Here is a 25,499-nt window from a genome sequence, read left to right on the forward strand (position 1 = left end):
AGCTAAGCGAACGGTCTACACGACTCGGTTCGTTTCGTTCCGACACCCCGCCGCCCGCTGACCCCCGACGGAGTGCCTTTTGCTTGCTGTTCTGCTCGCCCATGCCGTTGCCGCCGTTCTGGCTCCGCTTGTGGTGCGCAAGTTCGGCCGCAACGGTTTCTACCCTCTCTCCCTCGTCCCGCTGGCGTCGCTCGGTTGGGTGATCGCGAACTGGGGCACGGAGCAGACCGTGTCCATCGTGTGGGCTCCGGGCCTGTCGATGGACCTCGACTTCTGGTTCGATCCGCTGGCCGCGATCATGTCGGTGCTGGTGCTGGGCATCGGCACGCTGATCCTGGTCTACTGTGCGCGTTACTTCACCGACGACGAACCTCGTCTCGGCATCTTCGCCGCCGAGATGGTGGCCTTCGCCGGCGCCATGTTCGGCCTCGTCGCCAGCGACAACATGTTGCTGCTGTACATATTCTGGGAACTGACGACGGTCCTGTCGTTCCTGCTGGTCGGGCATTACGCCGAACGCGCGTCGAGTCGCCGGGCGGCAACGCAGGCGCTGCTCGTCACCACCGCGGGTGGTCTGGCCATGCTGGTCGGCATCATCATCCTCGGGCAGGTGAGCGGCACGTACAACCTGTCCGAACTGATCGAGGTCGCACCTCGCGGCTGGCTCGCCGGTGTCGCCGTCGTGCTGGTCCTCATCGGCGCGCTGTCGAAGTCCGCGATCGTGCCGCTGCACTTCTGGCTGCCCGGAGCGATGGCCGCCCCGACCCCGGTCAGCGGCTATCTGCACGCCGCGGCCATGGTGAAGGCCGGCATCTTTCTCGTGGCCAGACTTTCGCCCGGTTTCGCCGACTCGGCGCCCTGGCGGTTCACGATCATCACGCTCGGCCTGCTGACGATGGTCCTCGCCGGGTGGCGGGCGATGCGCGCCTTCGACCTCAAACTGGTGCTCGCGTTCGGCACCGTCAGCCAGCTCGGTTTCATGATGGTGCTGGTCGGCCTCGGCACCCGCGACGCCGCGCTCGCCGGCATGACGATGGTGGTCGCGCACGCGATGTTCAAGGCCGCGCTGTTCATGGTGGTCGGCATCATCGACCACACGACGGGCACCCGCGACATCCGCAAGCTCGCGCACCTCGGTGACCGTGCGCCCGCGCTCGCGGTCGTCGCCGCACTGGCCGCGGCGAGCATGGCCGGGCTTCCCCCGTTCCTCGGGTTCGTCGGCAAGGAAGCCGCATTCGACTCCCTGCTGAGCACGACCGTCCTGGCCGACCCGGCGCGGATCGTCACCGTCGGCGTCGTGGTGTTCGGTTCGATCCTGACGCTCGCCTACAGCGTGCGCTTCATGTGGGGAGCCTTCGGTCGCAAGCGGCTCGCGCGGCCGAGCCCGGCCGTGCAGGGCATGCACGCACCCGGACCGTTGTTCCTCGGCGCGCCCGCCGTTCTCTCGGTACTGAGCCTGGCGGCGGGACTCGCGGCGCCGCAGCTCGAGAAGCTGCTGACGCCGTACTCGCAGACCCTGCCCGCCGAGGGCGTCTCCGACTACCACCTCGCCCTGTGGCACGGCATGAACACCGCGCTGGCGCTCACCCTGCTGGTGTTCGCCGTCGGCACCGCGCTCTTCGTGGCGCAGCGCTGGGTCAACCGGTTGCGGTTCGAGCATCCTCCGCTCGGCAACGCCGACCGCATCTACGACGCGACGCTGCGCGGCATGGACGCGCTGTCGATGCGGCTGACCGGGGCCACCCAGCGCGGTTCGCTGCCGCTGACCCAGGCGACCATCCTCGGCACCCTCGTGGTGGTGCCGCTGGTACTGCTCGTCGTCGGCACGAATACGGGCGCCGACGTCCGGTTGTGGGATTCGCCGGTGCAGTTCGTGATCGGGCTGATGATGGTCGCGGCCGCGCTCGCCGCCACGGTGATGCGCAACCGTCTGGCCAGCGTGATCCTCGTCGGTCTCAGCGGTTACGGCTGCGGTGTGCTGTTCGCCCTCCACGGTGCCCCCGACCTCGCACTCACCCAGTTCCTGGTGGAGACGCTGACGCTCGTCATCTTCGTGCTCGTGTTCCGGAAGCTGCCCGCCGAGGTCGACGAGCGCCGGGCCATCGGATTCAAGATTCCGCGGGCACTGCTGGCGGTCGCGGTCGGTGCCACCATCACCACGATCGGCGCGTACGCCATCAATGCGCGGAACTCGGTGCCGATCTACGAGCGACTCCCCGACGCGGCGTACTACCTCGGCAACGGCAAGAACGTCGTCAACGTCCTGCTCGTCGACATCCGTGCCTGGGACACGCTCGGTGAGATCTCGGTGCTGCTGGTGGCGGCCACGGGTGTCGCGAGCCTGGTGTTCCGCAACCGCCGCTTCGGCAGCGCCCCCCGGGTGTCCGACGCTCCCGCGGTCACGGCCGATTCGTCGGCGTCGCATTCCGAGACCACGTGGCTACTCGGCGGCGACCTCATCGATCCGAAACACCGGTCGCTGGTCCTCGAGGTGACGACCCGGCTGATCTTCCCGACCATCATGGTGTTGTCGGTCTACTTCTTCTTCGCCGGTCACAACGCGCCCGGCGGCGGGTTCGCCGGCGGCCTCACGGCCGGTCTCGCGCTGGTCCTGCGGTACCTCGCCGGCGGACGGTACGAACTCGGCGAAACCGTCCCGATCGACGCGGGCAAGATCCTGGGCCTCGGGCTCACGCTTGCCGCGGGCACCGCGCTGGCGTCGCTGTTCCTCGGCGCCCCGGCGCTCTCCTCCGCGGTGTTCGAGGTGACGCTGCCGCTGGTCGGCCACGTCAAGATGGTCACCGCCCTGTTCTTCGACCTGGGTGTGTATCTCATCGTGGTCGGTCTCGTACTCGACGTGCTCCGCAGTCTCGGGGCGCGTCTCGACGCACAGATCGAGGTGAACCAGCGATGAGCGCGAACATCGGATTTCTCGTCATCATCGGCGTCCTGGTGTCGGCCGGCGTCTACCTGCTCATCGAACGCAGCATCACCCGCATGCTGCTGGGACTGCTGCTGTTCGGCAACGGCATCAATCTCCTGATCCTCACGTCCGGCGGTACGGACGGCAATCCGCCCATCGTCGGCCGCGAGTCCATTCACGAGTCGATGGCCGACCCGCTGGCTCAGGCGATGATCCTGACGGCGATCGTCATCACGATGGGCATCGCCGGCTTCGTGCTCGCGCTCGCGTACCGGTCGTTCAAGATCACCACGCAGGACGCCGTCGAGAACGACCCCGAGGACACCAAGGTCCTGCGGCGCCGGTCGCCCGCCGAGGCACCCGACCGCGACCGCTCCGACGACCCGGTCACCGGCGAGCCGAGTTTCAGCGGCGACGCATTCGACAAGGACGGAAACCCCATTCCCCTGGAAGAGCTGAAGAACCTCGAAGACCTCGAATGCTACGAAGACCTGCACGAGGGTGACTTCGACGACGAAGAGGACTCCGACAAGGCCGGGATCGGGGAGAAGTCGTGACCATTTCCCCGCACATGATCACGGCCCTCGCGCCGCTGCCTGTCCTCGTCCCGATGCTCGCCGCCGCGGCCACGCTGGTGCTCGGCCGTCGTCCGCGGGCCCAGCGGATCATCACGCTCGTCGCGTTGATCGGCGTCCTCGTCGTGTCGGGACTGCTGCTGTTCCTGGCCGACCGCGACGGGACGACGGCCATTCAGGTGGGTGGCTGGGATTCGCCGATCGGCATCACGCTGGTGGTCGACCGGCTGTCCGCGATGATGCTGGTGGTCTCGTCGATCGTGTTGCTCGCCGTCATGGCGTACGCCGTGGGTCAGGGTATCCGCGACGGCAGTGAGGACCAGCCCGTCTCGATCTTCCTGCCGACGTATCTGGCGCTGACGGCGGGCATCTCCAACGCGTTCCTGGCGGGCGACCTGTTCAATCTGTACGTCGGCTTCGAGGTGCTCCTCGCCGCCAGCTTCGTGCTGCTGACGCTCGGTGCGAGCGCCGACCGCGTCCGTGCGGGTGTGTCGTACGTGATGGTGTCGATGGTGTCGTCGCTGATCTTCCTGGCGGGTATTGCGTTCGCCTACGCGGCCACCGGAACCCTCAACCTCGCCGACATGGCCACCCGCCTAGACGGCATCCCGTCCGGCACGCGCACCGCCATCTTCGGTGTGCTGCTCGTGGCGTTCGGTATCAAGGCGGCGGTGTTCCCGCTGTCGACGTGGCTGCCCGACTCCTACCCCACCGCGCCCGCCCCGGTCACCGCGGTGTTCGCCGGCCTGCTCACCAAGGTGGGTGTGTACGCGATCATCCGCGCGCACACGCTGCTCTTCCCGGAGGGCGAACTCGACAACGTGCTCATGGTGTGCGGCCTCCTGACGATGCTCGTCGGCATCCTCGGCGCGATCGCGCAGAGCGACATCAAACGTCTGCTGTCGTTCACCCTGGTCAGCCACATCGGGTACATGGTGTTCGGTGTCGCGCTGTCCACCCAGTCGGGGCTGTCGGGTGCCATCTACTACGTGGCCCACCACATTCTGGTGCAGACCACGCTGTTCCTGGTGGTCGGTCTGATCGAACGCCAGGCCGGGTCGTCGTCGTTGCGACGTCTGGGCGGGCTCGCCGCGGCGAGCCCCGTCCTGGCCATCGTGTTCCTCGTCCCGGCCCTCAACCTCGGCGGCATTCCCCCGTTCTCCGGGTTCATCGGCAAGGTCGCGCTGCTGCAGGCCGGCTCGGCGGATGCGAGCGTGCTGGCGTGGATCCTCGTCGCGGGCGGCACCCTCACCAGCCTCCTCACGCTGTACGTCGTCGCCCGCGTGTGGACCAAGGCGTTCTGGCGGGCCCGCGCCGACGCCCCCGAGGGTGACCTGGCGGACGTCAGCCCGTCGGCGCTGCTCGACGAGTCCGAGGCCGACATCTCGTTCGACGACCGCGCCGACGTGGGCCGTATCCCCGCGATGATGCTCATCCCCACCGTCGCCCTCGTCGCCGTGGGGCTGGCGATGACGGTGTTCGCCGGCCAGATCATCCAGATCAGCGATCGCGCGGCGAGCGATCTGCAGAACCGGTACATCTACATCGACGCCGTCCTCGGCGGGCACCCCGGCGGCGAAGCGCAGGAGGCACCGCGATGAAACGCGAGAGACTTCTCCAGTTCGGCGCCCTTCTGTGGCTGATGGCGGTGTGGATCCTGTTGTGGGGCAACGTCAGCTGGGGCAACATTCTCGGCGGGCTCGCCGTCGGTGCGCTCATCATGGTGCTCATGCCGCTGCCGCGGGTGCCCGTGGAGGGCCGGGTGCACGTCCTGCCGCTGCTCCGGCTGGCGATGATGTTCGTGTACTACTCGCTCCAGTCGAGCCTCCAGATCGCGTACCTCGCGCTCCGGCCCGGGCCGCCGCCCGTCACCGGGGTCCTGCGCTACCAGCTGGGGATCAAGTCGGACCTCGTCCTGACGCTGTGCATCGACGTCCTGAACCTCATTCCGGGCACCATGGTTCTCGAGATCGACCAGGTGCGGCGGATCGTCTACGTGCACGTCCTGGACATGGGCTCGCAGAAGGCGGTCAGCCAGTTCTACCGCACGGTCGCGCAGTTGGAACGATTGTTCATCGAGGCGTTCGAACGCGACTCCGACTGGAAACCGAGCCCCTGGCACAACCGCGACCTGCAGTACGACGACCCCACTCAGGAGGGCAGCTCATGACAGTCGTCTCGGTCATATCCGGAATCATCCTGGTCGTCGCCGGGGTCCTGACGACGTTCCGGCTGCTCGACGGGCCCAACTCGCTGGACCGCCTCGTCGCTCTCGACACCCTGATCGCGCTCGCCATGTGCGGGCTCGCCGTGTGGGCCGCGTACACCGGCGACACGACGATCGTGCCCGCCATCGTCGCGTTGTCGCTGGTGGGGTTCATCGGTTCGGTGTCGGTGGCCCGGTTCCGGGTGAGTGACAAGTCGTGACCACCGTGCTGAACGTCATCGGGGCCACGCTCATGCTGTGCGGCTCCCTGCTGGCACTGACGGCCGCCATCGCCATCGTGCGATTCCCGGACACCCTGCGCCGCATGCACGCCGCCACCAAACCGCAGGTGGTCGGTCTCATCATGGTTCTCGCGGGCGCCGTCCTCGAACTGCGTGGCAACGTCGACATCTGGATGCTGATCCTCGTCGGCATCTTCACCCTGTTCACCGCGCCGGTCATCGCGCACAGCGTCGGACGGGTGGCGTACCGGGAGCAGCGAGATCAGGACGGGCTGTTGATGATCAACGAGTTGGAGCCGCCAGAACATCAGTGACCGCTGCCTTCGCGCCGCTGCCCCACCGCGCGAGTGCGGTGTCGGGCCGGGCGAAGAACGTCGCGTAGAACCCGAGGCTCATCGCGGCGAGGGCACCGAGGACGAGCGGTCCGGACACCTCGGGGAATCGGCCCATCGGCACCGCGAGGTAGCGGTAGCTGAGGAGCAGTCCGGCCAGCACCAGCGCGCCGCCTCCGACGAGACGGACCCGGAACCAGCCCCACCCCCGTTCGGGGTCGCGCAACGCGGATTCGATGGTCAGGCACAGAACGGCGCCGGCGACCAGGTCGACGCCGTAGTGGTAGCCGAACCCGAGGGTCGCCGTCAGCGTGCACACCAGCCAGAACGTGCCGCCGAGGCGCAGCCACCAGGCGCCCTGCCGGGAGTGGATGAACAGGGCGAGGGCCCACGCCGTGTGCAGGCTCGGCATGCAGTTGCGGGGGGTCGCCGAATCGAACGACATCGGTTCGGGCGCGAAGTCGGGTGTCGGGACGACGTTGGGCCAGTAGTCGCTGACCTGGAACCCCTGTCCTTCGGTGCCGAACGCGAAGATCGGTCCGACCACCGGGAACAGCACGTAGAACACGGGACCGATGAGACCGATCAGCAGGAACGTGCGCACCAGGTAGTGCGACGGCCAGCCGTTCCGCAGCTGGTAGACGGCCACCGCGATGGCCGCGACCGGCAGTTCGATGTAGACCCAGTGGAGGATGCCGTAGCCGACGGGTCCGAGGGCGTCGACGAACTGCCCCAGGTGCCACGACGGGCTGCCGAGCGCGTGGTCGGCCAGTTGGGCGTATTCGTCGAGGATCATCGGCCCGGCCATGATCGTGACCTGCAGCCAGGCGTCGCCGAATTTGGTCGCGAGAATCAGCAGCGCACCGAGGCCGACACCCTTGAGGGCGCTGCGCCGGTGGTCGCCGGTCCAGCGGACCGCCGCATACACGCCCACCGCGGTGAGCACCCAGGTCGCGCCGTTTCCGACGGTCAGCGGTCCACCGGACAGGTAGCGCACCGCGGCGACCACGATGTCGATGCCGGCTGCGGCGGAGAGTGCGACGACGCGCTGGCGATTGGTGAGCCCGACCATCGCGAGCGCGAGGCCGGCCCACGGGACCGACGCCGACTTGGGGGTCAGGACGTAGTCGTGGAAAAGGCTTTCGAGGGGACCCTGGAAACCCTGTATGGACGCGACCGATTGGGCGACCACCAGCAGGATCGCCACACCGAGCGCCCCGCCCGCCACGAACATGCGGGATCGATCGACGGACCCACCCGGCCGTACAACGGCAACATCGTCGATCGACACCCGCCAAGTGTAAACAACACGTGAACGGGAAGTGGACGAGTGTCCTGCCCGAGACCGTCTTTCAGGTCCCGAGCTCCTTCACCAACGCATCGACCACGGCCACAAGGTCACCGCCGGTCGCCTCCGCGACCTGACGTTGCCGCTGGTAGGACGCCCCGCGACGGGGAATCTCGGCGACGGCGGCCAACTCGTCCGCGCAGCCGAGTCGCACGGCGGTCGGGGCCAGCTTCTCGAGCAGGTCGTTCAGGTCGTCGGTGACGAGCCGCTCGTTGCTGTCCTCGTCGAGAATGATTTCGGCGTCGAGCCCGTACCGCGCGGCCCGCCACTTGTTCTCCTTCACGTGCCACGGCTGCAAGTTGGGCAGGTTCTCACCCGCCTCGAAACGCCGGTCCAGGTCGACGATCAGGCAGTGCACGAGCGCGACGAGGGAACTGAGTTCGGCGCGGGTGGAGATGCCGTCGAAGACGCGGACCTCGATGGTGCCCCACCGCGGCGCCGGCCGGATGTCCCAGTGCATCCCGCCGATCTTGGTGATCACCCCGGTCTTCATCTGGTCGCTGATGAAATCCTCGTACTGCCCCCAGTTCGCGAACTGGTACGGCAGTCCAGCGGTGGGAAGTTGCTGGAACATCAGCGCACGATTACTCGCGTACCCCGTGTTGACGCCGGCCCACATCGGTGAGGACGCCGACAGCGCGAGCAGATGCGGGTACCGCTGCAGCAGCGCGTTGAGGATCGGGAACACCTTCTGCGGCGAGGACACACCGACGTGGACGTGCACACCCCAGATGAGCATCTGACGGCCCCACCATTGGGTGCGTTCGATCAGCTCGTCGTAATCCGGTGTGCGCGTGACCAATTGGGTCGACCACTGTGCAAACGGGTGCGTTCCCGCGCAGATCAGATCCACGCCGAGCGGGTTCGCCGCCCGCCGCAACAGGTCGAGCGACTCGTCGAGGTCGTCCATCGCCTCACCGACGGTGGAGTGGATACCGGTGACGAGTTCGACGGTGTTGCGCAGCAACTCCTTGGTGATCCGCGGATCCTCGGGACCGGCGAGATTCGCCACCGCGTCGAATACCTCCGCGGCCGTGTTGGAGAGATCCCGCGTGACCCTGTCGACCAGCGCGATCTCCCACTCGACGCCCAGTGTCGGCCGCGGCGAACCGGGAAAAGGAACTACCACGGTTTCGATCCAACCACAGGCCGCAGTGCACGGCAGCGCACCGACATCCCGGCCGAAGCCGGGATGTCACGCGACTCAGCTGGCGCCGATGACACCGCAGGCCACCCGGGAACCTGCGTCCCCGGTGTTCAGGGTTTCCTGATCGGGGGCGGGTGCGTAACGGGTGGGGATGTTGGCGAAATTGTCGGAACCCGAGTGGATCATGACGGCGGTGCCGCTGTCGCCGTTCTTCAGGTCCTCGACCGTGAAGGCGTCGGTGGTGGTGACCAATTCGGCCGTGCCGTCGGCCAGAACCTGCAGCGAGGTGAGGTCACCGCTCGCCGGGTGCCCCGAGTGGCCTTCGGCCTGGAAGTGCCCGCCGGCGGACAGGAAGTTTCCGGGCGCACCCCCGGTCGGTGCCACGGAGTTCGTCTCACACTTGCCGACGGAGTGCACGTGGAAACCGTGGAATCCGGGTGTCTGATCCTTGACGGAAACGGTGACCTCGACGTGGCTGCCTGCCTGCTTGAACGTGGCGGTGCCCACGTCTTCGCCCTCGGCGTTCTTCAGCGCCGCGCTGACCGCGCCGCTCTCCGCGGCTTCACCGGAACCGCTCTCGGCGTCGCCGGGAACGCCTGCGGCGCTGGGATCGGCGGCGCCGGTCCAGACGGGAGGAGTGGTGCCGGGAACGTCGGTCGGCTCCTCGTTGTTACTGCAGGCGGTCAGTCCGAGTGCTGCAATGGCCACCACCGGGGTGACAATGCGCCAGGACATCCGACGGGTAGAACTCGAGGCCATCAAACCGCTCCTTTGAGGTGGCGAAGAAGTGCATCTGATCATAACCGCGGCGACGGTGCACCGACCGTCCGGTCTACTGCGCGGAGGTGACGATGACGATCACACCGGCGGACGAATCGGCGATACCCGGGAACCGCGGCTGGGCCGACACCCCGAGCTGCGCGGCGATCTCCGTCGCCGCTTCCTTCTCGGCGGCGGAAGTGCCGTAGTACACCGTGGTTTCGGAGATGGTGCCGTCGCTGTAGTTGCCGGTTTCCGACACCGTCCACCCCGAGGACATCAGTTCGGTGGCCGTCTGGCTCGCGAGACCGGTGACGTTGCTGTTGTTGAGCACCCGCACCGGGACCGACGCCGCGTCGGCGGACTTCGAGGTGCTCGAGGCACCGGACGTGGTGCTCGCCGCGGACGTCGAGGTGGCGCCCGCCGCTCCGGCAGCCGTCGTCGGGCGCGCGGCGGGAGTGGTCGTGGCGGCCGCCGTGGTCGTGACGGTGGCGGCGGTCTCCTCCGAGTCCGAGCCTCCCAGGGAGGCGAACCCGAGACCCGCGAAGAGAATCGCGAGGGCGATCAGCACCATCGCGAGGGCACGTAACGGCGGGCCGGACGATTCGGGCTTCGGAGTACTCACGATGTCGACCTTAGCGACCGGGTGCTACGTGACGTCGAACCCGAGGCGACGGGCGGCGCGGGCCTTCTGCCTACTCGCGCGCAGCCGTCGCAGCCGCTTCACGAGCATCGGGTCGGCCGCGAGTGCCTCCGGCCGGTCCACCAGCGCGTTGAGAACCTGGTAATACCGGGTGGCGGACATGTCGAACAGTTCTTTGATCGCTTCTTCCTTCGCGCCGGCGTACTTCCACCATTGGCGCTCGAAGGACAGGATGTCGTGCTCCCGACGCGAGAGGCCGTCGTCGCCGACGTCCTTGACCCCCGCCGAGTTGTCGCCGTCGATGCGCTCGGACTGGGTCCGACTACGCGCTGTTGCGCCGTCCATCTCACTCCTCGACTACTAGCTCTCGCTCGACCTCAGCGAAACCACGTTCCCCCGGCTCCTCGATCGCGTGGCCGACCGAGCAACGAATTACACCGCTGTACTTCAGCGACTATTCAACCACGACGAAGGCCGCGGGCAGTGCGAACGGCTCGGGCGCGCCGCACTATCCTTGACGACCATGGCCATCCTCCCCATCCGGATCGTGGGCGACCCGGTATTGCACGAACCGACCGAGGCAGTGTCCCAGTCACCTGCGGAACTCGCTGAGATCATCGCCGACATGTACGACACGATGGACGCCGCCAACGGCGTCGGGCTCGCCGCCAACCAGGTCGGCCTGCCGCTGCGGTTGTTCGTCTACGACTGCCCGGACGTCGACGGAGACGGCACGGCGCTGCGCCGCCGGGGTTGCGTCGTCAACCCGGTCCTCGAAACGTCGGAACGACCCGAGACCATGCCGGATCCGGACGACGACGTCGAGGGCTGCCTGTCGGTGCCGGGCGAGCAGTTCCCCACCGGGCGGGCCGAGTGGGCGAAGGTCACGGGCACCGACGCCGACGGCAACGCCGTCGAGATCGAGGGGCACGGCTTCTTCGCACGCATGCTCCAGCACGAGGTCGGTCACCTCGACGGCTTCCTCTACGTCGACATGCTGGTCGGCCGCAACGCGCGCGCCGCCAAGAAGACCATCAAGCGCGCCGGCTGGGGCGTTCCCGGCCTCAGCTGGGTGCCGGGAACGGTCGAAGACCCGTTCGGGCATGACGACTGACATTCCGCTCGGAAGCCGGGTGGTGCTGCGATACCAGCTGCCACCCGGCCACAGCCATCCGATGACCGACGTCATCGGGGTGCTGGAGAGCGTCGACCCGGTGGTGATCGTCCGCGCCGCGGACGGCTCGGTCGTCGAGGTGGATCCGGAGCGGGTGGTCGCGCTGAAGGCCGTCCCCGCACGACCGGTGCGCGCGAGCGAGATCCGATCCCTCGAACTGGCCTCCGCCGACGGCTGGCCGGGTGTCGAGTACACGTGGATCGACGGGTGGCTCGCCCGCTACGGTCACGGCTTCACCGGACGCGCCAACTCGGCGGCCCCGCTCGGCGACCGTGGGTCGGTGGGCAGCCTGGACGACGCCTCCCCCGGCGGCACGCTCGACCGTCTGCGCGAGTGGTACGCCGAGCGCGACCGCCCCCTGCGGTTGCTGATCCCCGACCGGCTGGGCGAGGTACCGCTCGGCTGGAACGTCAGCGACGAAGTGGTCGTCATGGCGGCGGACATCGACAACCTGGCACTGCCCGAGGGCCCACGAACCACCACCGTCACCGATCACCCCGATCCGGACTGGCTCGCCCTCTACCGCTACCGCGGGTCCGCGCTCCCCGACTTCGCCGTCGACGTGCTGGACTCGGTCCGCGGCGGCACCCTCGGGTTCGGCCGGATCGGCGCCGCCGACTCGACGCTCCTCGCCGTCGCCCGCGGATCCGTCACGTCCGCGCCCGACGACCGCCGGTGGGTCGGGCTCACCGCGGTCGAGGTCGCGGAGGCTCACCGCCGCCACGGAATCGGCAGCCTCATCTGCGGCGACATGATCAACTGGGGACGCGAACACGGCGCGACCCACGCGTGTCTGCAGGTCGCCGTCGAGAACGAGGGCGCGCAGGCGATGTACCGCAACCTCGGCTTCGTGGCGCATCACCGGTACCGCTACGCCACCGAACCTGGCGGCTGACGACCTGTCGGAGAGTGCCGCTAGGGTGGCTGCCGTGCGCATCGCAACCTGGAACGTGAACTCTGTTCGTGCCCGTACCGACCGGATCCTGGACTGGCTCCAGCGGTCCGACGTCGACGTGCTGGCGATGCAGGAAACCAAGTGCAAGGACGAGCAGTTCCCGTACGAGCGTTTCCGCGAACTGGGCTACGAGGTCGCGCACGTCGGCCTCAGCCAGTGGAACGGCGTCGCGATCGCGTCCCGCGTCGGTCTCGAGGACGTGCAGATCGGGTTCGAGGATCAGCCCGGTTTCCACAAGGACCCGGAGGTCGCGCCCGCGCAGGAAGCCCGCGCCATCGGCGCCACGTGCAACGGCGTCCGCATCTGGAGCCTGTACGTCCCCAACGGTCGTGAGCTGACCGATCCGCACTACACGTACAAGCTCGACTGGCTGGCGAAGTTGCACACCGACGCGGTCGGGTGGCTGGGGCAGAACCCGGACGCGCAGATCGCGTTGGTCGGCGACTGGAACGTGGCCCCCACCGACGAGGACGTCTGGGATCCGGCGCTGTTCGAAGGCAAGACGCACACGTCCGCACCCGAGCGTGAGGCGTTCCAGGCATTCGTCGAATCCGGATTCGCCGACGTCGTCCGGCCGCACACCCCCGGTCCCGGTGTCTACACCTACTGGGATTACACCCAGTTGCGGTTCCCGAAGAAGCAGGGAATGCGCATCGACTTCGTGCTGGGTTCGCCCGCCCTCGCCGGCCGCGTCGACAAGGCCGAGATCGACCGCAACGAACGCAAGGGCAAGGGCGCCAGCGATCATGCGCCGGTCATCGTCGACCTCGGCGACTGAGAACGCAGCACACCGAGCGCCACAACCGCGCACCCGAATCCGATGAGCACTCCGTGCCCGATGCGCAGTGGGGCGGCGACGTAGAACTGCGGGATGAACAGCGCGAACCCCACTGCCATCGGGATCCCCGCCCACCCGGCGAGTAGCCTGGACCGGGCGATCGCCACGGCGGCAGCGGCTGCGCCGACCGCGACGAGGAGCAGACCGGTGGCGAACAGCGTCGCCTGCGCCGCCCCCATCCGCACGCTTTCGGTGAGGGTTGTGACCGCATTCTCGTCGAGGTCGCTGCCGCCCAGGGCGTGCAGCGCGAACGTTTCGGCCCCGTAATAGGGCAGCGTCAGCCCTATCCCGATCCACGACGCCGCCACCGCGACCACCGCCGCCCGTTCACCGCCCGTCCCTTTCAGCAGTCCGCTGAGCGCGACGAGCGCAAGCCCGAACGCGATGAATCCGCCGACCGCGGCGAGGTGTGCGACGAGCCACGACGGTGAGGCGAACTCGGCCCGCCCGTCCGGCGCCCCGCCCGCTGCGTAGGGCCGCACTAAGGGGTACACGACGAACAGGACGCCGGCGAGGGCGAACAGCGCCGCGGCGCAGATCCGTGCGACCCCGATACGACTCTCGATCCGATCCGACACGGTCATGACGACTCCTCCATTGTGAGCACCGCTCTCTATGCAGAGCAGTATTCACAGCAGAGTCGCAGATGGCAAGAGCAGCGCTCTCGCGAGTGGGGCTACTCGGCAACCAGGACGTCGAGGTGCTCAGGATTTAGCGCCAAGTAGCGCTGGACATACGTGCAGATGGGACGCACTTTCCAGCCGCGCCGACGCGCCGAGCCGAGCGCCTCGCCCACGAGGACCGCGGCCAGCCCGCGCCCACCGAACTCTTCCTTGACGACCGTGTGCATGAACGCGACCACCTCGCCCGGCTTCGCGGTGAATCCGGGAATGTCGTCCTCGTCCCGGTAGCCGAGGATGCCGACCAACTCGTCCCCCAGCCACAGATCGAATCGTTCATGGGCAGGGTTGTCGAGCACGCGAGCATCAGTGGCCGTGATGTTCCCCGACGACTCGGAACTGTTCGAAATGTGATCCATGCCACTCATGGAATCAGTAAGGCGGCATCCTCGCGAGCGGAATCGCCGCTCCCGGAACCGTTTCGTTGCCGACGAGTGCCCGATTCGTGGCCCGACCGCAGTCAGCCATCCACCGGAACGACGAGGTCGCGGTACTCGGGATGCGCCGAAACGAAGCGCTGCACGTACGTGCACACGGGCCGGACCTTCCAGCCGTACCCGCGGGCGAGGTCGAGGGAGCGACCCACCATGAGGGCGGCGAGTCCGCGGTGGCCGAAGTCCTCCACGATCACGGTGTGCATGAACGAGACCACGGGCCCCTGCCGCCCTCGACTCTTCGGGCCCGGCGGCCGAGCGGCCACCACGCCCACGCCGGCACCGGCGCCGGGCGGGGTGGCCGCGAGGTCGAAATACCCGAGGATCCCGACGAGGTCACCACTCAGGCGTAGCTCGAATCGGTTCTGATCGGCGTTGTCGATCACGTCCACAACCTGCGCGTCTGTCAGCATGGCTATCTCCTGGGGGTATGTGTCGTAATCGAAATGTGATGTTCATCACCCTTTATACCGATGCCGGGAACCGCTGTCCAAGTTTCACCCGAATGATTGCTCACAGAGATCTCGGTTACAGTTTGTGTGACAACTACACATCCACGGGGGCTCGCACCAGCGGGCTGAGAGGACGGCTAGGGCCGTCGACCGTCGAACCTGTCCGGGTAATGCCGGCGTAGGGAGCATCATCGATGAGCACACACGTATCTACAGCCACGTCCGTCACCACGGGACCGATCGAGGGCAGCACCAAGCAGTACCTGCTGTCGGGCGACGACATCCGGGTGCCGGTCCGGCGCGTACACCTCACCAACGGTGAACACCTCGACGTGTACGACACGTCGGGTCCGTACACCGACGCGGACGCCACGATCGACCTGGAAGCGGGATTGCCGCATCTGCGCGCACCGTGGATCGCCGGCCGGGAGGGCACCCAACTCGATGCCGCTCGCGCCGGCGTCGTCACCGCCGAGATGCAGTATTGCGCTGCACGCGAGGGTGTTTCACCCGAGACGGTGCGCACCGAGGTCGCGGCGGGACGCGCCGTGATCCCGGCCAACCGCTGCCATCCCGAACTCGAGCCGATGATCATCGGCAAGGCGTTCGCGGTGAAGATCAACGCGAACATCGGCAACAGCGCGGTCACGTCGTCGATCGCGGAAGAGGTCGAGAAGATGGTGTGGGCGACGCGGTGGGGTGCAGACACCATCATGGACCTGTCCACCGGCAAGAACATCCACGAGACACGAGAATGGATCCTGCGCAATTCGCCCGTGCCCGTGGGAACCGTGCCGATCTACCAGGCGCTCGAAAAGGTCGGCGGCGACCCGACCGCGCTCACATGGGAGATCTACCGCGACACCGTGATCGAACAGTGCGAGCAGGGCGTCGACTACATGACGGTCCACGCCGGTGTACTGCTTCGCTACATCCCACTGACCGCGCGCCGCGTCACCGGCATCGTCTCCCGCGGTGGGTCGATCATGGCCGCCTGGTGTCTGGCCCATCACCGGGAATCGTTCCTGTACACCCACTTCGACGAACTGTGCGAGATCCTCCACCGCTACGACGTCACGTTCTCGCTCGGTGACGGCCTGCGTCCCGGCTCCATCGCGGACGCCAACGACGAAGCCCAGTTCGCGGAACTGCGCACCCTCGGCGAGCTCACAAGGATCGCCAAATCCCATGGGGTGCAGGTGATGATCGAAGGCCCCGGGCACGTCCCGATGCACAAGATCGTGGAGAACGTGCGCCTCGAGGAAGAGTTGTGCGAGGAGGCGCCGTTCTACACGCTCGGGCCGCTCGCCACCGACATCGCGCCGGCGTACGACCACATCACGTCCGCGATCGGCGCGGCGATGATCGCGCAGGCCGGCACCGCGATGCTCTGCTACGTGACACCCAAGGAACACCTGGGACTGCCGAATCGGGACGACGTCAAGACCGGGGTCATCACGTACAAGATCGCGGCGCACGCGGCGGATCTCGCGAAGCAGCATCCGCGGGCGCAGGAGCGGGACGACGCGCTGTCGAAGGCCCGGTTCGAATTCCGCTGGCACGACCAGTTCGCGCTGTCCCTCGACCCGGATACCGCGCGGGAGTTCCACGACGAGACGCTGCCCGCCGAGCCGGCGAAGACGGCCCACTTCTGCTCGATGTGCGGCCCGAAGTTCTGTTCGATGCGGATCTCCGCCGACGTGCGCGAGTACGCACAGCAACATGGACTCGATTCGGTCGAAGCCATCGAGGCGGGCATGGCCGAGAAGTCGAGCGAGTTCGTCGACGCAGGTGGTCGCGTGTATCTGCCCGTCGAGTCCGTCACCTCAGAGAATCGGTAAGGTCCCCTTCGTGAAGCTGCTGCCCCTGACCCCCGACGGCCAGACCCCCGTCCGAGTCCTCACCATCGCCGGCACCGATTCCGGCGGTGGCGCCGGGATCCAGGCCGACTCGCGGACGATGGCGCTGTGCGGCGTCCACGCATGCGTCGCGGTCGCCGCGGTGACGGTGCAGAACTCGGTGGGCGTCAGCGGTTTCCACGAGATTCCGCCGGAGACGGTGGCCGCGCAGGTGCGGTGCGTCGTCGACGACATCGGGGTCGGGGCAGCGAAGACGGGCATGCTGGCGTCGACGGCCATCATCGAGGCCGTCGCCGCCGTGTGCACCGAGGTCGGGATCGGCCGCGACCTACCGGTCCCGCTGGTCGTGGACCCGGTGTGCGCGTCGATGCACGGCGATCCGCTCCTGCACGCCGAGGCGCTGGACGCCGTGCGGAACACGCTGATCCCGATCGCCACGGTGGTCACCCCGAACCTCGACGAGATCCGGTTGATCACCGGCATCGAGGTAGTGGACGACGCGACCGCACGCCGGGCCGCCGAAGCGCTGCACGCGCTCGGGGCGCAGTGGTCGATCGTGAAGGGCGGGCATCTCCGGACGTCGGCGTCGAGCACCGATCTGCTGTTCGACGGCGACAGGTTCCTCGAGTTCAGCAGTCCCCGCATCGACACCGGCAACGACCACGGCGGCGGCGACACCCTCGCGGCCGCCATCGCGAGCGCGCTCGCCCACGGGTGGTCCGTGCCCGATGCGGTGGCGTTCGGCAAGGAATGGGTCACCAAGTGCCTGGAGGCGTCGTACGACCTGGGTGCCGGTCACGGCCCCGTCTCTCCACTGTGGCGACTCCGTCACCCGTGAGTACTTCTTAACGTCCGGCGGTTGAGAAGTACTCACGGGCGGCGGAGCCGCAACCGCCAGATACCGAGGTCGGAGGGCACCCCACTGGGCGCGGGGGCGAAGAAGGCGCGTCGCCACGGTTTGACGCCGACACCCAGTTCGTCGAGGGTGCCCGGCTGCAGACTCTCCAGCGTGGCGGACGACGCCATCACGTTGCCGTCGCCGCCCAGTTCCATCATGCGTGCCGCGATCGTCACGTCCACGCCGAGCCAGTCGCTGCCGATCTGCCGGGGCACACCGGTGTGCATGCCGACGCGCATGCGGGGGCGGTAGCCGTCCACCTCCACCTCCGCGAGCGCTTCCTGCGCGGCGAAGACGGCGTCGATCGCGCGGTCCGGGCTCGGGAATACGGCCATCACGCCGTCCCCCAGGCGTTTCACCACGTGTCCTCCGCGGTCGACGATGGGGGTCTCGACGGCTCGGGCGACGTCGCGCAGCAGGGCGAGGGTGGCGCTGTCACCGGCGGGCAGCGACCAACTGGAGAACCCGACGAGGTCGGTGAACACGATGGTCACTTCCTGCGTTCCCCGGCCGCGTCCGGTGCGCTCGAGCAGCGCCTGCCACACCTGCAGCGCGCCGAGGCTCATCTCGCGGGACGCGCCCGGCTGGTGGTCGAGGAAGCGATCGGCGACGCGGGCGATGGCCCGTGCGCTGCCGGGGCCTGCCGTCGACAGTGGATCGCCGAACGCCGGATCGCCGGGTAGCGCACGACGAACCCTCCGCAGCCCTTCGATCAGCTGTGGCTGCCGGTTCACCGATCCCATCCAGCCCAGAACCTTGTCGCCTCGTTTCGGTGTTTGCGCAGCGTCGAGTTCGGCACTGTCCTCTTCGGCCGGGTCGTCGCTCACGAGAGTAAGGGTAACCCAGCGTCACATGCACAAACCCGTGTCGAATCGGACATCACTCCGCCGCCCGCGCCTTCTCCCGGTCCGCGCCGGTGGGGACACCGTTCGGCCCGGCGAGCGACTCCGCATAGACCCCGACGGCATACGCGACCGCGGCGGCATTCTTGGCGAGCGCGGCCCGGTTCACGTTCTCGAGAGTGTCGGTCGCGCTGTGGTAGTTCTCGTCGTACACCACATCCGGGGTGCCGCCCCACTTCTGTGCCTGCTCGGGGGTCTTCGTCTCGTCGGCGCCGCTGAACACGCCGCCCGAGGGGATGCCGTGCTCGATGAACGGACCGTAGTCGGATCGGCCGTCGAAGTCCGTGCCGTCGGCGGCGACCCCGTTGCCCTTAAGGAACTCGATGAACGTGCGCTCGATGCCCGCGGAACCCTCCGGTCCGGGCCCCTCGCCGACGTTGTCGGAGTTGTCGCCGTCGTACGCCAGGTAGCCGGCGTTCTCGGAACCGAGCATGTCGAAGTTCAGGTACAGCGCGATGTCGTTCCGCTGGTCCTCGCTGAGGCTGTTCACGTAGGCCTCCGAACCGAGCAGACCCAATTCCTCGGCGCCCCAGAACGCGAAGCGCACCGCGTTGTCGACGTCGGGCGAACCGCCGAGCTGCACCGCCGTTTCGAGGGTCGCGGCGACGCCGGTGCCGTTGTCGTTGATGCCGGGACCGTCCGGGACGCTGTCCAGGTGGGCGCCGACCATCACGACGTCCTCGGCCGAACCGGTCTTCGTCTGGGCGATGACGTTACGAGCGGTGCTCGACTCGGTGGTGGTGTCGAGGGTGAGGGTGACGTCGCCCCCGGCCTGCTCGAGTGCGGCGCCGTCCGCCTTGCTCACTCCGCCGGTGGGCACCTTGCCCACGTCCGGGTCGCCGAGGGTTCCGCCGTTCATCGGTCCGTCCTCGTTGTTGACGACGATCACGCCTGCGGCGCCGCGCTCGGACGCGAACTGCTGCTTGGCCGCGAACGGGCACACCCCGCGGTTGACGAGGACGATCGCCCCGGTGACGTCGAGGCCGTCGTAATCGGTGACCTCGCATCCCGGACTCTCGTCCTTGGGGGCGGGTACCAGGCGGGCGGTGATCCCCTCCGGACCGGTCGACGGTGAATACGACAGCGCACGCACCTCCAAGTCACGGTCGCCGGACCTGAGTGCCTCCGTCCGGACGTCGAACTTGTGGAACTCGAATTCGGGCGTCTCGACGTCGAAGCCCTTGTCTTCCAGCACCTGTGCGACGTAGTCGACGCTGGCGTCGTAGCCGGAGGTTCCGGCCGCGCGGTTGCCGTTGTTGTTCTCGGCGATCGTCTGCAGTTGCTCCAGGTGCCCCACCACACCGCCCTCGGTGACCGAGGCCGCGAGAGCGCTCGCGTCGACCGGCGGCGAATCGGGTTCGCTCGTCGACGAGCACCCGGCCAAGATCATCGCACCGGCCACTCCGACTGTGAAGGCTCCCCGTAGTCGCATGTCGGGAGCCTAACGCAGAAGCACCGGTGGGCCGGCGCGAATGGATTTCGCACCGGCCCACAGGCTCCCGCCCCACCGTCACCCTCAGCCAGGTCTCCCGACGATCACCTGGCGGAGGAGCGGGGCGAAAGTACTGTATCGGGTGTCAGGCGTCGCGCTTGTTGACGACCACCAGGCCGGCCCCGAAGATCACGAAGACGAACACCGCGAAGTACACCAGGCTGCCCCACGGGCCCCAGTGGAATTCGACCCCCTGCGGCGCCCCCAGGAAGTTGTTGGCGTTGAGGAACGGCAGGAAGGGCATGATCTTCTCGCCGAACGAGCCGAACAGGTTGAACAGGCTCTCGATCAGCAGCGGCCACAGCAGCAGCAGTGCGATCGCGCCCGCCGACTGACGCAGCAGCGTGCCGACACCGACAGCGAGAACCACGCACAGGAACGCGTAGATCGGGACGCCGTAGATCGACCGCCACGCGTCGTCACCCGACAAGGTGAGCGCCGCTCCGGCCTCGTCACCCGCGGTCGCCTTCGCGATGGCGTACGCGCCGAAGGTGAGCACGAACGTCAGCACGGCGCCGAACGCGCCGATCAGGCCGGCCTTCGCGATGAGGACGGACGCGCGGTTCGGGATGGCCTGGAACGTGGTGCGGATGACGCCGAACCGGTATTCGCTGGTCACGGCGAGCGCCGCGAGGATCATCAGGACCAGCACGCCGAATCCGGAGACCCCGCCGACCGCGTCCGACATCTGCGGCAGGAACGGATCGAAATCCGGTTGCTTACCGTCGGCGATCTGGTTGTTGAAGGAGTTGATGCTCGCCTTGGCGCTCAGCCCGATGACCGCGGCGAGGCCGAGACCCAGCACGATGATGATGACCGTGCACCACCACGGCGACCTCGTCGACGTGATCTTGATCCGTTCGGCATTGAGAACAGCCATTACAGTGCACCCCTCATCACATCTTCGACGCCCTCTGCGTGGTACTGCACGTCGTCTCCGGTCAACTTCATGAAGGCGTCCTCCAGCGATCCACGCTGAGATGCCAACTCGTGCAGGACGATGCCCTGCGAACCGGCGATCCCGCCGACGACGTCCGTCGACGAATCCACCACGACGAGCGCCTGCTGCCCGTCGGATCCGTCCTCGCGCACGGTGAGCCCGTTGGACGTGAGCGCGCTGCGCAGCGCGTCCAGCTGTGGGCTCCGCACGCGCACCGTCGATTCCGAGGACTTGCTGACGAACTCGGACACGGTGGTGTCGGCGATCAGACGCCCCCGGCCGATGACCACCAGATGTTCGGCGGTGAGCGCCATCTCGGACAGCAGGTGGCTCGACACCAGCACGGTGCGTCCCTCCGCGGCGAGGCGCTGCATGAACTTCCGGATCCAGACGATGCCCTCCGGGTCGAGCCCGTTCACCGGCTCGTCGAACAGCAGCACCTTCGGGTCGCCGAGGAGCGTGGCGGCCAGGCCCAGTCGCTGGGACATGCCGAGCGAGAACCCGCCTGCCTTCTTCCCGGCCACCTCGGTGAGCCCGACGAGGTGCAGCACCTCGTCGACCCGGCTCTTGGGCAGCGAGTTGGACGCCGCCATCCACTGCAGGTGGGCGCGGGCCGAGCGGTTGGGGTGCACCCATTTCGCGTCGAGCAGTGCCCCCACCGTCCGCAGCGGCTGCACCAGCTCTCCGTACGGTTTGCCGTCGATCAACGCGGTGCCCGCCGTGGGGCGGTCCAGCCCGAGGATCATGCGCATGGTCGTCGATTTGCCTGCACCGTTCGGGCCGAGGAAGCCGGTGACCATACCCGGCTTGACGTTGAACGTCAGGTTGTCCACCGCCTTCGTCGCACCGAAGGTCTTTGAAAGTCCCCTCACTTCAATCATGGTGAGAAGGATGCCGGAACCTGCGGCCGGCGCGCATCGGCCGCAGGTCTACACCTGACTCGTCCCCTGGTACCGGTCGGACCCTGAGCGAGACCCCGACGCGACCCCGAGAACTACGACGACGCCTGCGCCCAGAACCGCTTGGGAATGCGGCCCGCGTGACGTGCCTCATAGCCCGCCACCACGGCCCCGCGCATCGCCGAAGCCATGAGTGCCGGGTCCTTCGCCCTGGTCACAGCCGTGGCCAGCAGCACGGCATCGCAGCCGAGTTCCATCGCGAGGGTCGCGTCGCTGGCGGTCCCGATGCCGGCGTCGAGGATGACGGGAACCCCGGCACCCTCCACGATCATCTGGATGTTGTGCGGGTTCGCGATACCGAGCCCGGTGCCGATCGGCGAACCCAGCGGCATCACGGCCACGCAGCCGACGTCCTCGAGCCTGCGGGCCAGCACCGGGTCGTCGGTGGTGTACGGCAGGACGATGAAACCGTCGTCGACCAGTTGCTCTGCAGCGCTGACCAACTCGATGGCGTCGGGCATCAGGGTGCGTTCGTCGGCGATGACCTCGAGCTTCACCCAATCGGTCTCGAGCGCCTCACGGGCGAGTTGCGCCGTCAGCACCGCCTCGGCCGCACCGCGACACCCGGCCGTGTTGGGCAGCGGCGCGATGTCGAGCCGGCGCAGCAGGTCCAGCACACCGGTGCCGCCTGCGGCGTCGACGCGGCGCATCGCGACCGTGGTCAGCTCGGTGCCGGACGCGACGAGCGCCTCTTCGAGCACCGTGAGGTTGGCGGCGCCGCCGGTGCCCATGATCAACCGTGAACCGAACGTGCGGCCCGCGATCGTGAGGCCCTTCTGCACGCCGGGCGTCGCGTCAGCCACCCTGCACCGCCGTGAGGATCTCGATCTCCCAGCCCCGGACCACGAGCTCGTCCCACCGGGCGCGCGGGAACACGGCGCCGTTCACTGCCACCGCGATGCCTTTGGTGGGCAGGTTCAGCACCTCCAGCAGCCCGGTGACGGTCAACGGTTCCGTGAACTCGTGGTCCTCGCCGTTGACGCTGATGCCGATCGGCACCACTAGTTGCTGCTCACTCATTTCTACCTCGCTACTTTCTCGAAACGTTCGGGGTCGGCGGCTTTCGCCTCGACCAGTGCCGAGCCCTCCAACAATGCCACCGTCGCGTCGGCGGTCACCGGGGTGAGCAGGATGCCGTTACGGCCGTGTCCCGTCGCCACCACGACCCGATCGGACACCCGGCCGATCAGCGGCAGGTTGTCCGGGGTCATCGGGCGCAGACCCGCCGAGGTCTCGCGCAGTTCGTACTCGCCGATGGCGGGCATCAGCGCCTCGGCGTCCGCGATCAGGTCCCGCACGCCGGCCACCGTGACCTGCGTGTCGTTGCCCGACTCGTACTGGGTGGCACCGACGACGATGCCGTCGGCCCGTGGCACCAGGTAGGCGGGCCTGCCGTGCACGCTGCCGCGGATGGTGCGGCCGGGCGCGGGGGTCACCCCGGGACGCGAGCGCAACCGCAGGATCTCGCCCTTCACGGGGCGAACCGGAAGCCCGGGCCACAGGGCCGGTGACGCGATGCCCGCGGTGACGACGATCTGGTCCGTGCTCAGCCGGTCGAGGCTGTGCACGGCCTCCCCGATCAGCTCCACTCCGGCGTCGACGGCGCACCGCTGCAACGCCTGCAACAGCAGCCTGTTGTCCACGGCCAGTTCGTCGACGGCCAAGAGTCCCAACCGGACTCCGCGACCCAGCATCGGCTCGAGGGCCCGAACTTCGGCGCGACCCAGGATCTGCAGTTCCCGCCCCTGCGCACCCACCCATTCGGCGATGGTCCGCAGGTCCTCCGCGTCGGCGCCGTCCAGCGCGACGGTGAGCGAACTCTCCGACGTGAACAGCTCGACGCCGGTCCCGGCCTCGAGTTCCTTCCCGAATTCGGGCCACCGGTCGAGCGACGCGCTCCCCAGTTCGAGGACGCTCTCCTCGCCGGGCCAGCCCTCGGACAACGGGGCGAGCATGCCGCCCGCCACCCAGGACGCTCCCGAACCGATCGACGGGTCGTACAGCCGTACCGACCACCCGTTGCGGGCTGCGCGCCACGCAATGGACAGGCCGATCACTCCGCCTCCGACGACGGATACCGATCTCGCCATTGAACTCCACCTCACTTCCTGCGCCGGCATGATCCGGGTCAGGTATGACGGTCGGGCTCGGCGTGAGCCCCTCTCAGCCCCACGTTCCCCGGGACTCCCGTGTTGCACTTTCACCGTAGAGGCTACCGTCATGCCGTGACCACCTCGCATCACAGCAACCTCACGGACCGTCGGCGCCGCCTCGGAACAGCACGTTTGTACCTGTGCACCGATGCTCGGCGCGAGAAGGGCGACCTGGCGCAGTTCGCCGAGGCCGCACTGTCCGGCGGCGTCGACATCATCCAGCTCCGCGACAAGGGCTCGGCCGGAGAGAAGAAGTTCGGCACGATGGACGCCCGGGACGAACTGGCGGCGCTGTCGGTGCTCGCGGCCGCGGCCAGGCGGCACGGAGCGCTGCTCGCGGTCAACGACCGCGCCGACATGGCGCTGGCGGCCGGGGCCGACGTGCTGCACCTCGGCCAGGGCGACCTGCCCGTCCCGTACGCACGGACCGTGGTGGGTTCCGACGTCCTGATCGGCCGCTCCACCCACAGTCGCGCGCAGGCCAGTCTCGCGGCGATCGAGGACGGCGTCGACTACTTCTGCACCGGTCCGGTGTGGGCCACCCCCACCAAGCCGGGGCGGACCGCGTCGGGCATCGATCTGGTGCGATCGACCGCCGACTCGGAGCCGAACCGCCCGTGGTTCGCGATCGGCGGCATCGACGAGTCCCGCGTTCCGGAGATCCTCGCCGCGGGGGCCTCCCGCATCGTCGTCGTGCGGGCCATCACCGAGGCCCGCGACCCGCAGGCCGCCGCGCGCTCGCTGTCCGCCCTGTTGCAGCAGAACGCGTAGTTACGGCTGGTCCAGCCAGTCCAGCACCGTAGCGGGCGGCAGGACCACGACTGTGGCCGGCAACTGTTCGATCAGGTCGGGGTCGGTGGTGACGAATGCCGTCACCGTTCCGAGCGTGGTGCCGTGGCCGGCCGGTTCGGCGAGGCTGCCGACCGCGTCCAGGGCTTCGAGCACCTCGACGCGCGGCAACCACCCGTAGGTGCCGTCGGGCAGGTGCACCGTGCGGGGCAGTGCCTTCGACAACTGCGCCAACGCGCCGCGTTCGCCCAGCACGTCGTGCCGGTCGAGCAGCAATCGCACCTCGGTGGTGCGCAGTTGCGGCCACCCCGCTTCGAATCCCGGGTGCAGCGGCAACCCGGCGACGTCGGTTTCCCGCACCCAGCGCAGTTCGGTGCTCTCGCCGTTCGCGACGGTGGGCAGTGGGCGCTCGGCGTCGGCGATCACCGTGGTGTAACTCCAGCCGCTCGCGGCCTTCATCGTGACGACCTCGGTGCGGACGCGGATGGCCGCGCTCTCGATGCCGGCTTCCTCGTGGGCCTCGCGCACCGCGGCGTGGGTGGTGGTCTCGTGGCTGTCCCGGGCACCGCCGGGCAACGCCCACGTACCGCCCTGGTGACTCCAGACCGCACGGTGCTGCAGCAGCACGGCCGGCGTCTCGTCGGGGAGCGGCGCACGCAGCAACAACCCGGCCGCACCGTGCTTGCCCCAATGACGACTGCCGTCCGGCCCGGTTGCCCAACCGTCACCGTCACCACGCATCGACTACCCCTGTCCGACCTGATGGGTCTCCCTGCAGTTCCCTCACACTAACGGTTTC

At 68.2% G+C, this 25,499-nt stretch carries 28 protein-coding genes and 2 riboswitches; of the genes, 12 read left to right on the plus strand and 16 right to left on the minus strand.

Features of this window, described 5'->3' with window-relative positions; all coding sequences use genetic code 11:
• Nucleotides 1-79: 79 nt before the first annotated feature.
• From ACNJ7E_RS00440 to mnhG, 6 genes are read left to right on the plus strand one after another with little or no spacing between them, the layout of a single operon-like run.
• Nucleotides 80-2,914, plus strand: a complete 2,835-nt coding sequence (locus ACNJ7E_RS00440) for a Na+/H+ antiporter subunit A (protein ID WP_280779818.1) — start codon at nucleotides 80-82, stop codon at nucleotides 2,912-2,914.
• Entirely contained in the window at nucleotides 2,911-3,480 is a 570-nt protein-coding gene (locus tag ACNJ7E_RS00445) for a Na(+)/H(+) antiporter subunit C (RefSeq protein ID WP_007301319.1), read from the plus strand. Before ACNJ7E_RS00440 ends, ACNJ7E_RS00445 begins: the two co-directional genes overlap by 4 nt.
• On the plus strand, nucleotides 3,477-5,099 hold the full coding sequence (locus ACNJ7E_RS00450) for a Na+/H+ antiporter subunit D (RefSeq protein WP_280779816.1): 1,623 nt from the start codon (nucleotides 3,477-3,479) through the stop codon (nucleotides 5,097-5,099). The genes ACNJ7E_RS00445 and ACNJ7E_RS00450 overlap by 4 nt, the downstream gene beginning before the upstream one ends.
• Complete coding sequence (locus ACNJ7E_RS00455; RefSeq protein ID WP_280779815.1) at nucleotides 5,096-5,668, plus strand: Na+/H+ antiporter subunit E; 573 nt, start codon at nucleotides 5,096-5,098, stop codon at nucleotides 5,666-5,668. Before ACNJ7E_RS00450 ends, ACNJ7E_RS00455 begins: the two co-directional genes overlap by 4 nt.
• Entirely contained in the window at nucleotides 5,665-5,925 is a 261-nt protein-coding gene (locus tag ACNJ7E_RS00460; RefSeq protein WP_005251754.1) for a monovalent cation/H+ antiporter complex subunit F, read from the plus strand. Before ACNJ7E_RS00455 ends, ACNJ7E_RS00460 begins: the two co-directional genes overlap by 4 nt.
• Nucleotides 5,922-6,260 (plus strand): monovalent cation/H(+) antiporter subunit G, encoded by a 339-nt coding sequence (gene mnhG / locus ACNJ7E_RS00465; protein ID WP_005251747.1) that lies wholly within the window; start codon nucleotides 5,922-5,924, stop codon nucleotides 6,258-6,260. Before ACNJ7E_RS00460 ends, mnhG begins: the two co-directional genes overlap by 4 nt.
• Here the strand turns inward: mnhG and ACNJ7E_RS00470 are convergent.
• From ACNJ7E_RS00470 to napA, 5 genes are all read right to left on the minus strand, one after another.
• A complete protein-coding gene (locus tag ACNJ7E_RS00470; protein WP_280780016.1) occupies nucleotides 6,229-7,512 on the minus strand; it encodes a phosphatase PAP2 family protein in 1,284 nt (427 codons plus the stop codon). The two genes, mnhG and ACNJ7E_RS00470, sit on opposite strands and share 32 nt — an antisense overlap.
• 118 nt (nucleotides 7,513-7,630) lie before the next feature.
• Nucleotides 7,631-8,755: a glutamate--cysteine ligase gene (locus tag ACNJ7E_RS00475; RefSeq protein ID WP_007301315.1), complete on the minus strand. Its 1,125-nt coding sequence runs from the start codon at nucleotides 8,753-8,755 to the stop codon at nucleotides 7,631-7,633.
• 75 nt (nucleotides 8,756-8,830) lie between these two features.
• Nucleotides 8,831-9,532 carry a superoxide dismutase[Cu-Zn] gene (gene sodC, locus ACNJ7E_RS00480; protein WP_280779814.1) on the minus strand — a complete coding sequence of 234 codons (702 nt, stop codon included), beginning with the start codon at nucleotides 9,530-9,532 and terminating at the stop codon, nucleotides 8,831-8,833.
• A 73-nt stretch (nucleotides 9,533-9,605) separates the two neighbouring features.
• Nucleotides 9,606-10,157 carry a LytR C-terminal domain-containing protein gene (locus ACNJ7E_RS00485; protein WP_280779813.1) on the minus strand — a complete coding sequence of 184 codons (552 nt, stop codon included), beginning with the start codon at nucleotides 10,155-10,157 and terminating at the stop codon, nucleotides 9,606-9,608.
• Nucleotides 10,158-10,181: 24 nt separating this feature from the next.
• Complete coding sequence (gene napA, locus ACNJ7E_RS00490) at nucleotides 10,182-10,520, minus strand: nucleoid-associated protein NapA (protein ID WP_144287974.1); 339 nt, start codon at nucleotides 10,518-10,520, stop codon at nucleotides 10,182-10,184.
• A 178-nt stretch (nucleotides 10,521-10,698) separates the two neighbouring features.
• On the opposite strand from napA, the gene ACNJ7E_RS00495 reads away from it, so the two are divergent.
• From ACNJ7E_RS00495 to ACNJ7E_RS00505, 3 genes are read left to right on the plus strand one after another with little or no spacing between them, the layout of a single operon-like run.
• Complete coding sequence (locus ACNJ7E_RS00495) at nucleotides 10,699-11,289, plus strand: peptide deformylase (protein WP_280779812.1); 591 nt, start codon at nucleotides 10,699-10,701, stop codon at nucleotides 11,287-11,289.
• Nucleotides 11,279-12,244, plus strand: coding sequence for an N-acetylglutamate synthase, CG3035 family (locus tag ACNJ7E_RS00500; protein WP_317568331.1), 966 nt, complete (start codon nucleotides 11,279-11,281; stop codon nucleotides 12,242-12,244). Before ACNJ7E_RS00495 ends, ACNJ7E_RS00500 begins: the two co-directional genes overlap by 11 nt.
• A 34-nt stretch (nucleotides 12,245-12,278) precedes the next feature.
• Nucleotides 12,279-13,082, plus strand: coding sequence for an exodeoxyribonuclease III (locus tag ACNJ7E_RS00505; protein ID WP_105421297.1), 804 nt, complete (start codon nucleotides 12,279-12,281; stop codon nucleotides 13,080-13,082).
• Here the strand turns inward: ACNJ7E_RS00505 and ACNJ7E_RS00510 are convergent.
• From ACNJ7E_RS00510 to ACNJ7E_RS00520, 3 genes are all read right to left on the minus strand, one after another.
• A complete protein-coding gene (locus ACNJ7E_RS00510) occupies nucleotides 13,049-13,726 on the minus strand; it encodes a hypothetical protein (protein WP_418338738.1) in 678 nt (225 codons plus the stop codon). The genes ACNJ7E_RS00505 and ACNJ7E_RS00510 overlap by 34 nt on opposite strands.
• A 92-nt stretch (nucleotides 13,727-13,818) precedes the next feature.
• On the minus strand, nucleotides 13,819-14,181 hold the full coding sequence (locus tag ACNJ7E_RS00515) for a GNAT family N-acetyltransferase (protein ID WP_418338740.1): 363 nt from the start codon (nucleotides 14,179-14,181) through the stop codon (nucleotides 13,819-13,821).
• 101 nt (nucleotides 14,182-14,282) lie between these two features.
• Nucleotides 14,283-14,669, minus strand: a complete 387-nt coding sequence (locus tag ACNJ7E_RS00520; protein ID WP_418338741.1) for a GNAT family N-acetyltransferase — start codon at nucleotides 14,667-14,669, stop codon at nucleotides 14,283-14,285.
• A gap of 133 nt (nucleotides 14,670-14,802) precedes the next feature.
• Nucleotides 14,803-14,910: riboswitch (TPP riboswitch) on the plus strand.
• On the opposite strand from ACNJ7E_RS00520, the gene thiC reads away from it, so the two are divergent.
• Together thiC and thiD are read left to right on the plus strand one after the other, a co-directional pair.
• A complete protein-coding gene (thiC, locus tag ACNJ7E_RS00525) occupies nucleotides 14,903-16,549 on the plus strand; it encodes a phosphomethylpyrimidine synthase ThiC (protein WP_418338743.1) in 1,647 nt (548 codons plus the stop codon). It overlaps the preceding riboswitch by 8 nt.
• Before the next feature lie 10 nt (nucleotides 16,550-16,559).
• Nucleotides 16,560-17,405, plus strand: coding sequence for a bifunctional hydroxymethylpyrimidine kinase/phosphomethylpyrimidine kinase (gene thiD, locus ACNJ7E_RS00530; protein WP_105421232.1), 846 nt, complete (start codon nucleotides 16,560-16,562; stop codon nucleotides 17,403-17,405).
• A gap of 32 nt (nucleotides 17,406-17,437) precedes the next feature.
• On the opposite strand, the gene ACNJ7E_RS00535 is transcribed toward thiD, so the two are convergent.
• The 7 genes from ACNJ7E_RS00535 to thiO all read right to left on the minus strand — a co-directional run bounded on the left by ACNJ7E_RS00535 (nucleotide 17,438) and on the right by thiO (nucleotide 23,848).
• A complete protein-coding gene (locus tag ACNJ7E_RS00535) occupies nucleotides 17,438-18,292 on the minus strand; it encodes an adenylate/guanylate cyclase domain-containing protein (RefSeq protein WP_005563843.1) in 855 nt (284 codons plus the stop codon).
• A gap of 52 nt (nucleotides 18,293-18,344) precedes the next feature.
• Nucleotides 18,345-19,799 (minus strand): M20/M25/M40 family metallo-hydrolase, encoded by a 1,455-nt coding sequence (locus ACNJ7E_RS00540; RefSeq protein ID WP_280779805.1) that lies wholly within the window; start codon nucleotides 19,797-19,799, stop codon nucleotides 18,345-18,347.
• 145 nt (nucleotides 19,800-19,944) lie between these two features.
• Nucleotides 19,945-20,739: an ABC transporter permease gene (locus ACNJ7E_RS00545; protein WP_280779804.1), complete on the minus strand. Its 795-nt coding sequence runs from the start codon at nucleotides 20,737-20,739 to the stop codon at nucleotides 19,945-19,947.
• Nucleotides 20,739-21,680: an ABC transporter ATP-binding protein gene (locus tag ACNJ7E_RS00550; RefSeq protein ID WP_418338745.1), complete on the minus strand. Its 942-nt coding sequence runs from the start codon at nucleotides 21,678-21,680 to the stop codon at nucleotides 20,739-20,741. The genes ACNJ7E_RS00545 and ACNJ7E_RS00550 overlap by 1 nt, the downstream gene beginning before the upstream one ends.
• 113 nt (nucleotides 21,681-21,793) lie before the next feature.
• Complete coding sequence (locus tag ACNJ7E_RS00555; RefSeq protein ID WP_280779802.1) at nucleotides 21,794-22,561, minus strand: thiazole synthase; 768 nt, start codon at nucleotides 22,559-22,561, stop codon at nucleotides 21,794-21,796.
• Nucleotides 22,554-22,778 carry a sulfur carrier protein ThiS gene (gene thiS, locus ACNJ7E_RS00560; RefSeq protein WP_280779801.1) on the minus strand — a complete coding sequence of 75 codons (225 nt, stop codon included), beginning with the start codon at nucleotides 22,776-22,778 and terminating at the stop codon, nucleotides 22,554-22,556. Before thiS ends, ACNJ7E_RS00555 begins: the two co-directional genes overlap by 8 nt.
• Before the next feature lie 2 nt (nucleotides 22,779-22,780).
• Nucleotides 22,781-23,848 (minus strand): glycine oxidase ThiO, encoded by a 1,068-nt coding sequence (gene thiO / locus ACNJ7E_RS00565; RefSeq protein WP_280779800.1) that lies wholly within the window; start codon nucleotides 23,846-23,848, stop codon nucleotides 22,781-22,783.
• Nucleotides 23,847-23,959, minus strand: a riboswitch (TPP riboswitch). (Overlaps the previous gene by 2 nt.)
• A gap of 24 nt (nucleotides 23,960-23,983) precedes the next feature.
• Between thiO and thiE the strand changes: the two genes are divergently transcribed.
• Nucleotides 23,984-24,682 (plus strand): thiamine phosphate synthase, encoded by a 699-nt coding sequence (gene thiE, locus ACNJ7E_RS00570; RefSeq protein ID WP_005264846.1) that lies wholly within the window; start codon nucleotides 23,984-23,986, stop codon nucleotides 24,680-24,682.
• On the opposite strand, the gene ACNJ7E_RS00575 is transcribed toward thiE, so the two are convergent.
• Nucleotides 24,683-25,441 (minus strand): NUDIX hydrolase, encoded by a 759-nt coding sequence (locus ACNJ7E_RS00575; protein WP_280779799.1) that lies wholly within the window; start codon nucleotides 25,439-25,441, stop codon nucleotides 24,683-24,685.
• Nucleotides 25,442-25,499: the final 58 nt, after the last annotated feature.

Origin of the sequence: Rhodococcus mengyinensis, assembly GCF_048381435.1 — a bacterium.
Lineage (GTDB): Bacteria > Actinomycetota > Actinomycetes > Mycobacteriales > Mycobacteriaceae > Rhodococcus_F > Rhodococcus_F opacus_D.

Coding starts and splice junctions, on each gene's coding strand:
- ACNJ7E_RS00445 (WP_007301319.1), top strand. CDS start 2,911: ATGAGCGCGAACATCGGATTTCTCGTCATCATCGGCGTCCTGGTGTCG.
- ACNJ7E_RS00455 (WP_280779815.1), top strand. CDS start 5,096: ATGAAACGCGAGAGACTTCTCCAGTTCGGCGCCCTTCTGTGGCTGATG.
- ACNJ7E_RS00460 (WP_005251754.1), top strand. CDS start 5,665: ATGACAGTCGTCTCGGTCATATCCGGAATCATCCTGGTCGTCGCCGGG.
- ACNJ7E_RS00470 (WP_280780016.1), bottom strand. CDS start 7,512: ATGTTCGTGGCGGGCGGGGCGCTCGGTGTGGCGATCCTGCTGGTGGTC.
- sodC (WP_280779814.1), bottom strand. CDS start 9,532: ATGGCCTCGAGTTCTACCCGTCGGATGTCCTGGCGCATTGTCACCCCG.
- napA (WP_144287974.1), bottom strand. CDS start 10,520: ATGGACGGCGCAACAGCGCGTAGTCGGACCCAGTCCGAGCGCATCGAC.
- ACNJ7E_RS00495 (WP_280779812.1), top strand. CDS start 10,699: ATGGCCATCCTCCCCATCCGGATCGTGGGCGACCCGGTATTGCACGAA.
- ACNJ7E_RS00500 (WP_317568331.1), top strand. CDS start 11,279: ATGACGACTGACATTCCGCTCGGAAGCCGGGTGGTGCTGCGATACCAG.
- ACNJ7E_RS00510 (WP_418338738.1), bottom strand. CDS start 13,726: ATGACCGTGTCGGATCGGATCGAGAGTCGTATCGGGGTCGCACGGATC.
- ACNJ7E_RS00515 (WP_418338740.1), bottom strand. CDS start 14,181: ATGGATCACATTTCGAACAGTTCCGAGTCGTCGGGGAACATCACGGCC.
- ACNJ7E_RS00520 (WP_418338741.1), bottom strand. CDS start 14,669: ATGCTGACAGACGCGCAGGTTGTGGACGTGATCGACAACGCCGATCAG.
- thiC (WP_418338743.1), top strand. CDS start 14,903: ATGAGCACACACGTATCTACAGCCACGTCCGTCACCACGGGACCGATC.
- ACNJ7E_RS00540 (WP_280779805.1), bottom strand. CDS start 19,799: ATGCGACTACGGGGAGCCTTCACAGTCGGAGTGGCCGGTGCGATGATC.
- ACNJ7E_RS00545 (WP_280779804.1), bottom strand. CDS start 20,739: ATGGCTGTTCTCAATGCCGAACGGATCAAGATCACGTCGACGAGGTCG.
- ACNJ7E_RS00550 (WP_418338745.1), bottom strand. CDS start 21,680: ATGATTGAAGTGAGGGGACTTTCAAAGACCTTCGGTGCGACGAAGGCG.
- thiS (WP_280779801.1), bottom strand. CDS start 22,778: ATGAGTGAGCAGCAACTAGTGGTGCCGATCGGCATCAGCGTCAACGGC.
- thiO (WP_280779800.1), bottom strand. CDS start 23,848: ATGGCGAGATCGGTATCCGTCGTCGGAGGCGGAGTGATCGGCCTGTCC.
- ACNJ7E_RS00575 (WP_280779799.1), bottom strand. CDS start 25,441: ATGCGTGGTGACGGTGACGGTTGGGCAACCGGGCCGGACGGCAGTCGT.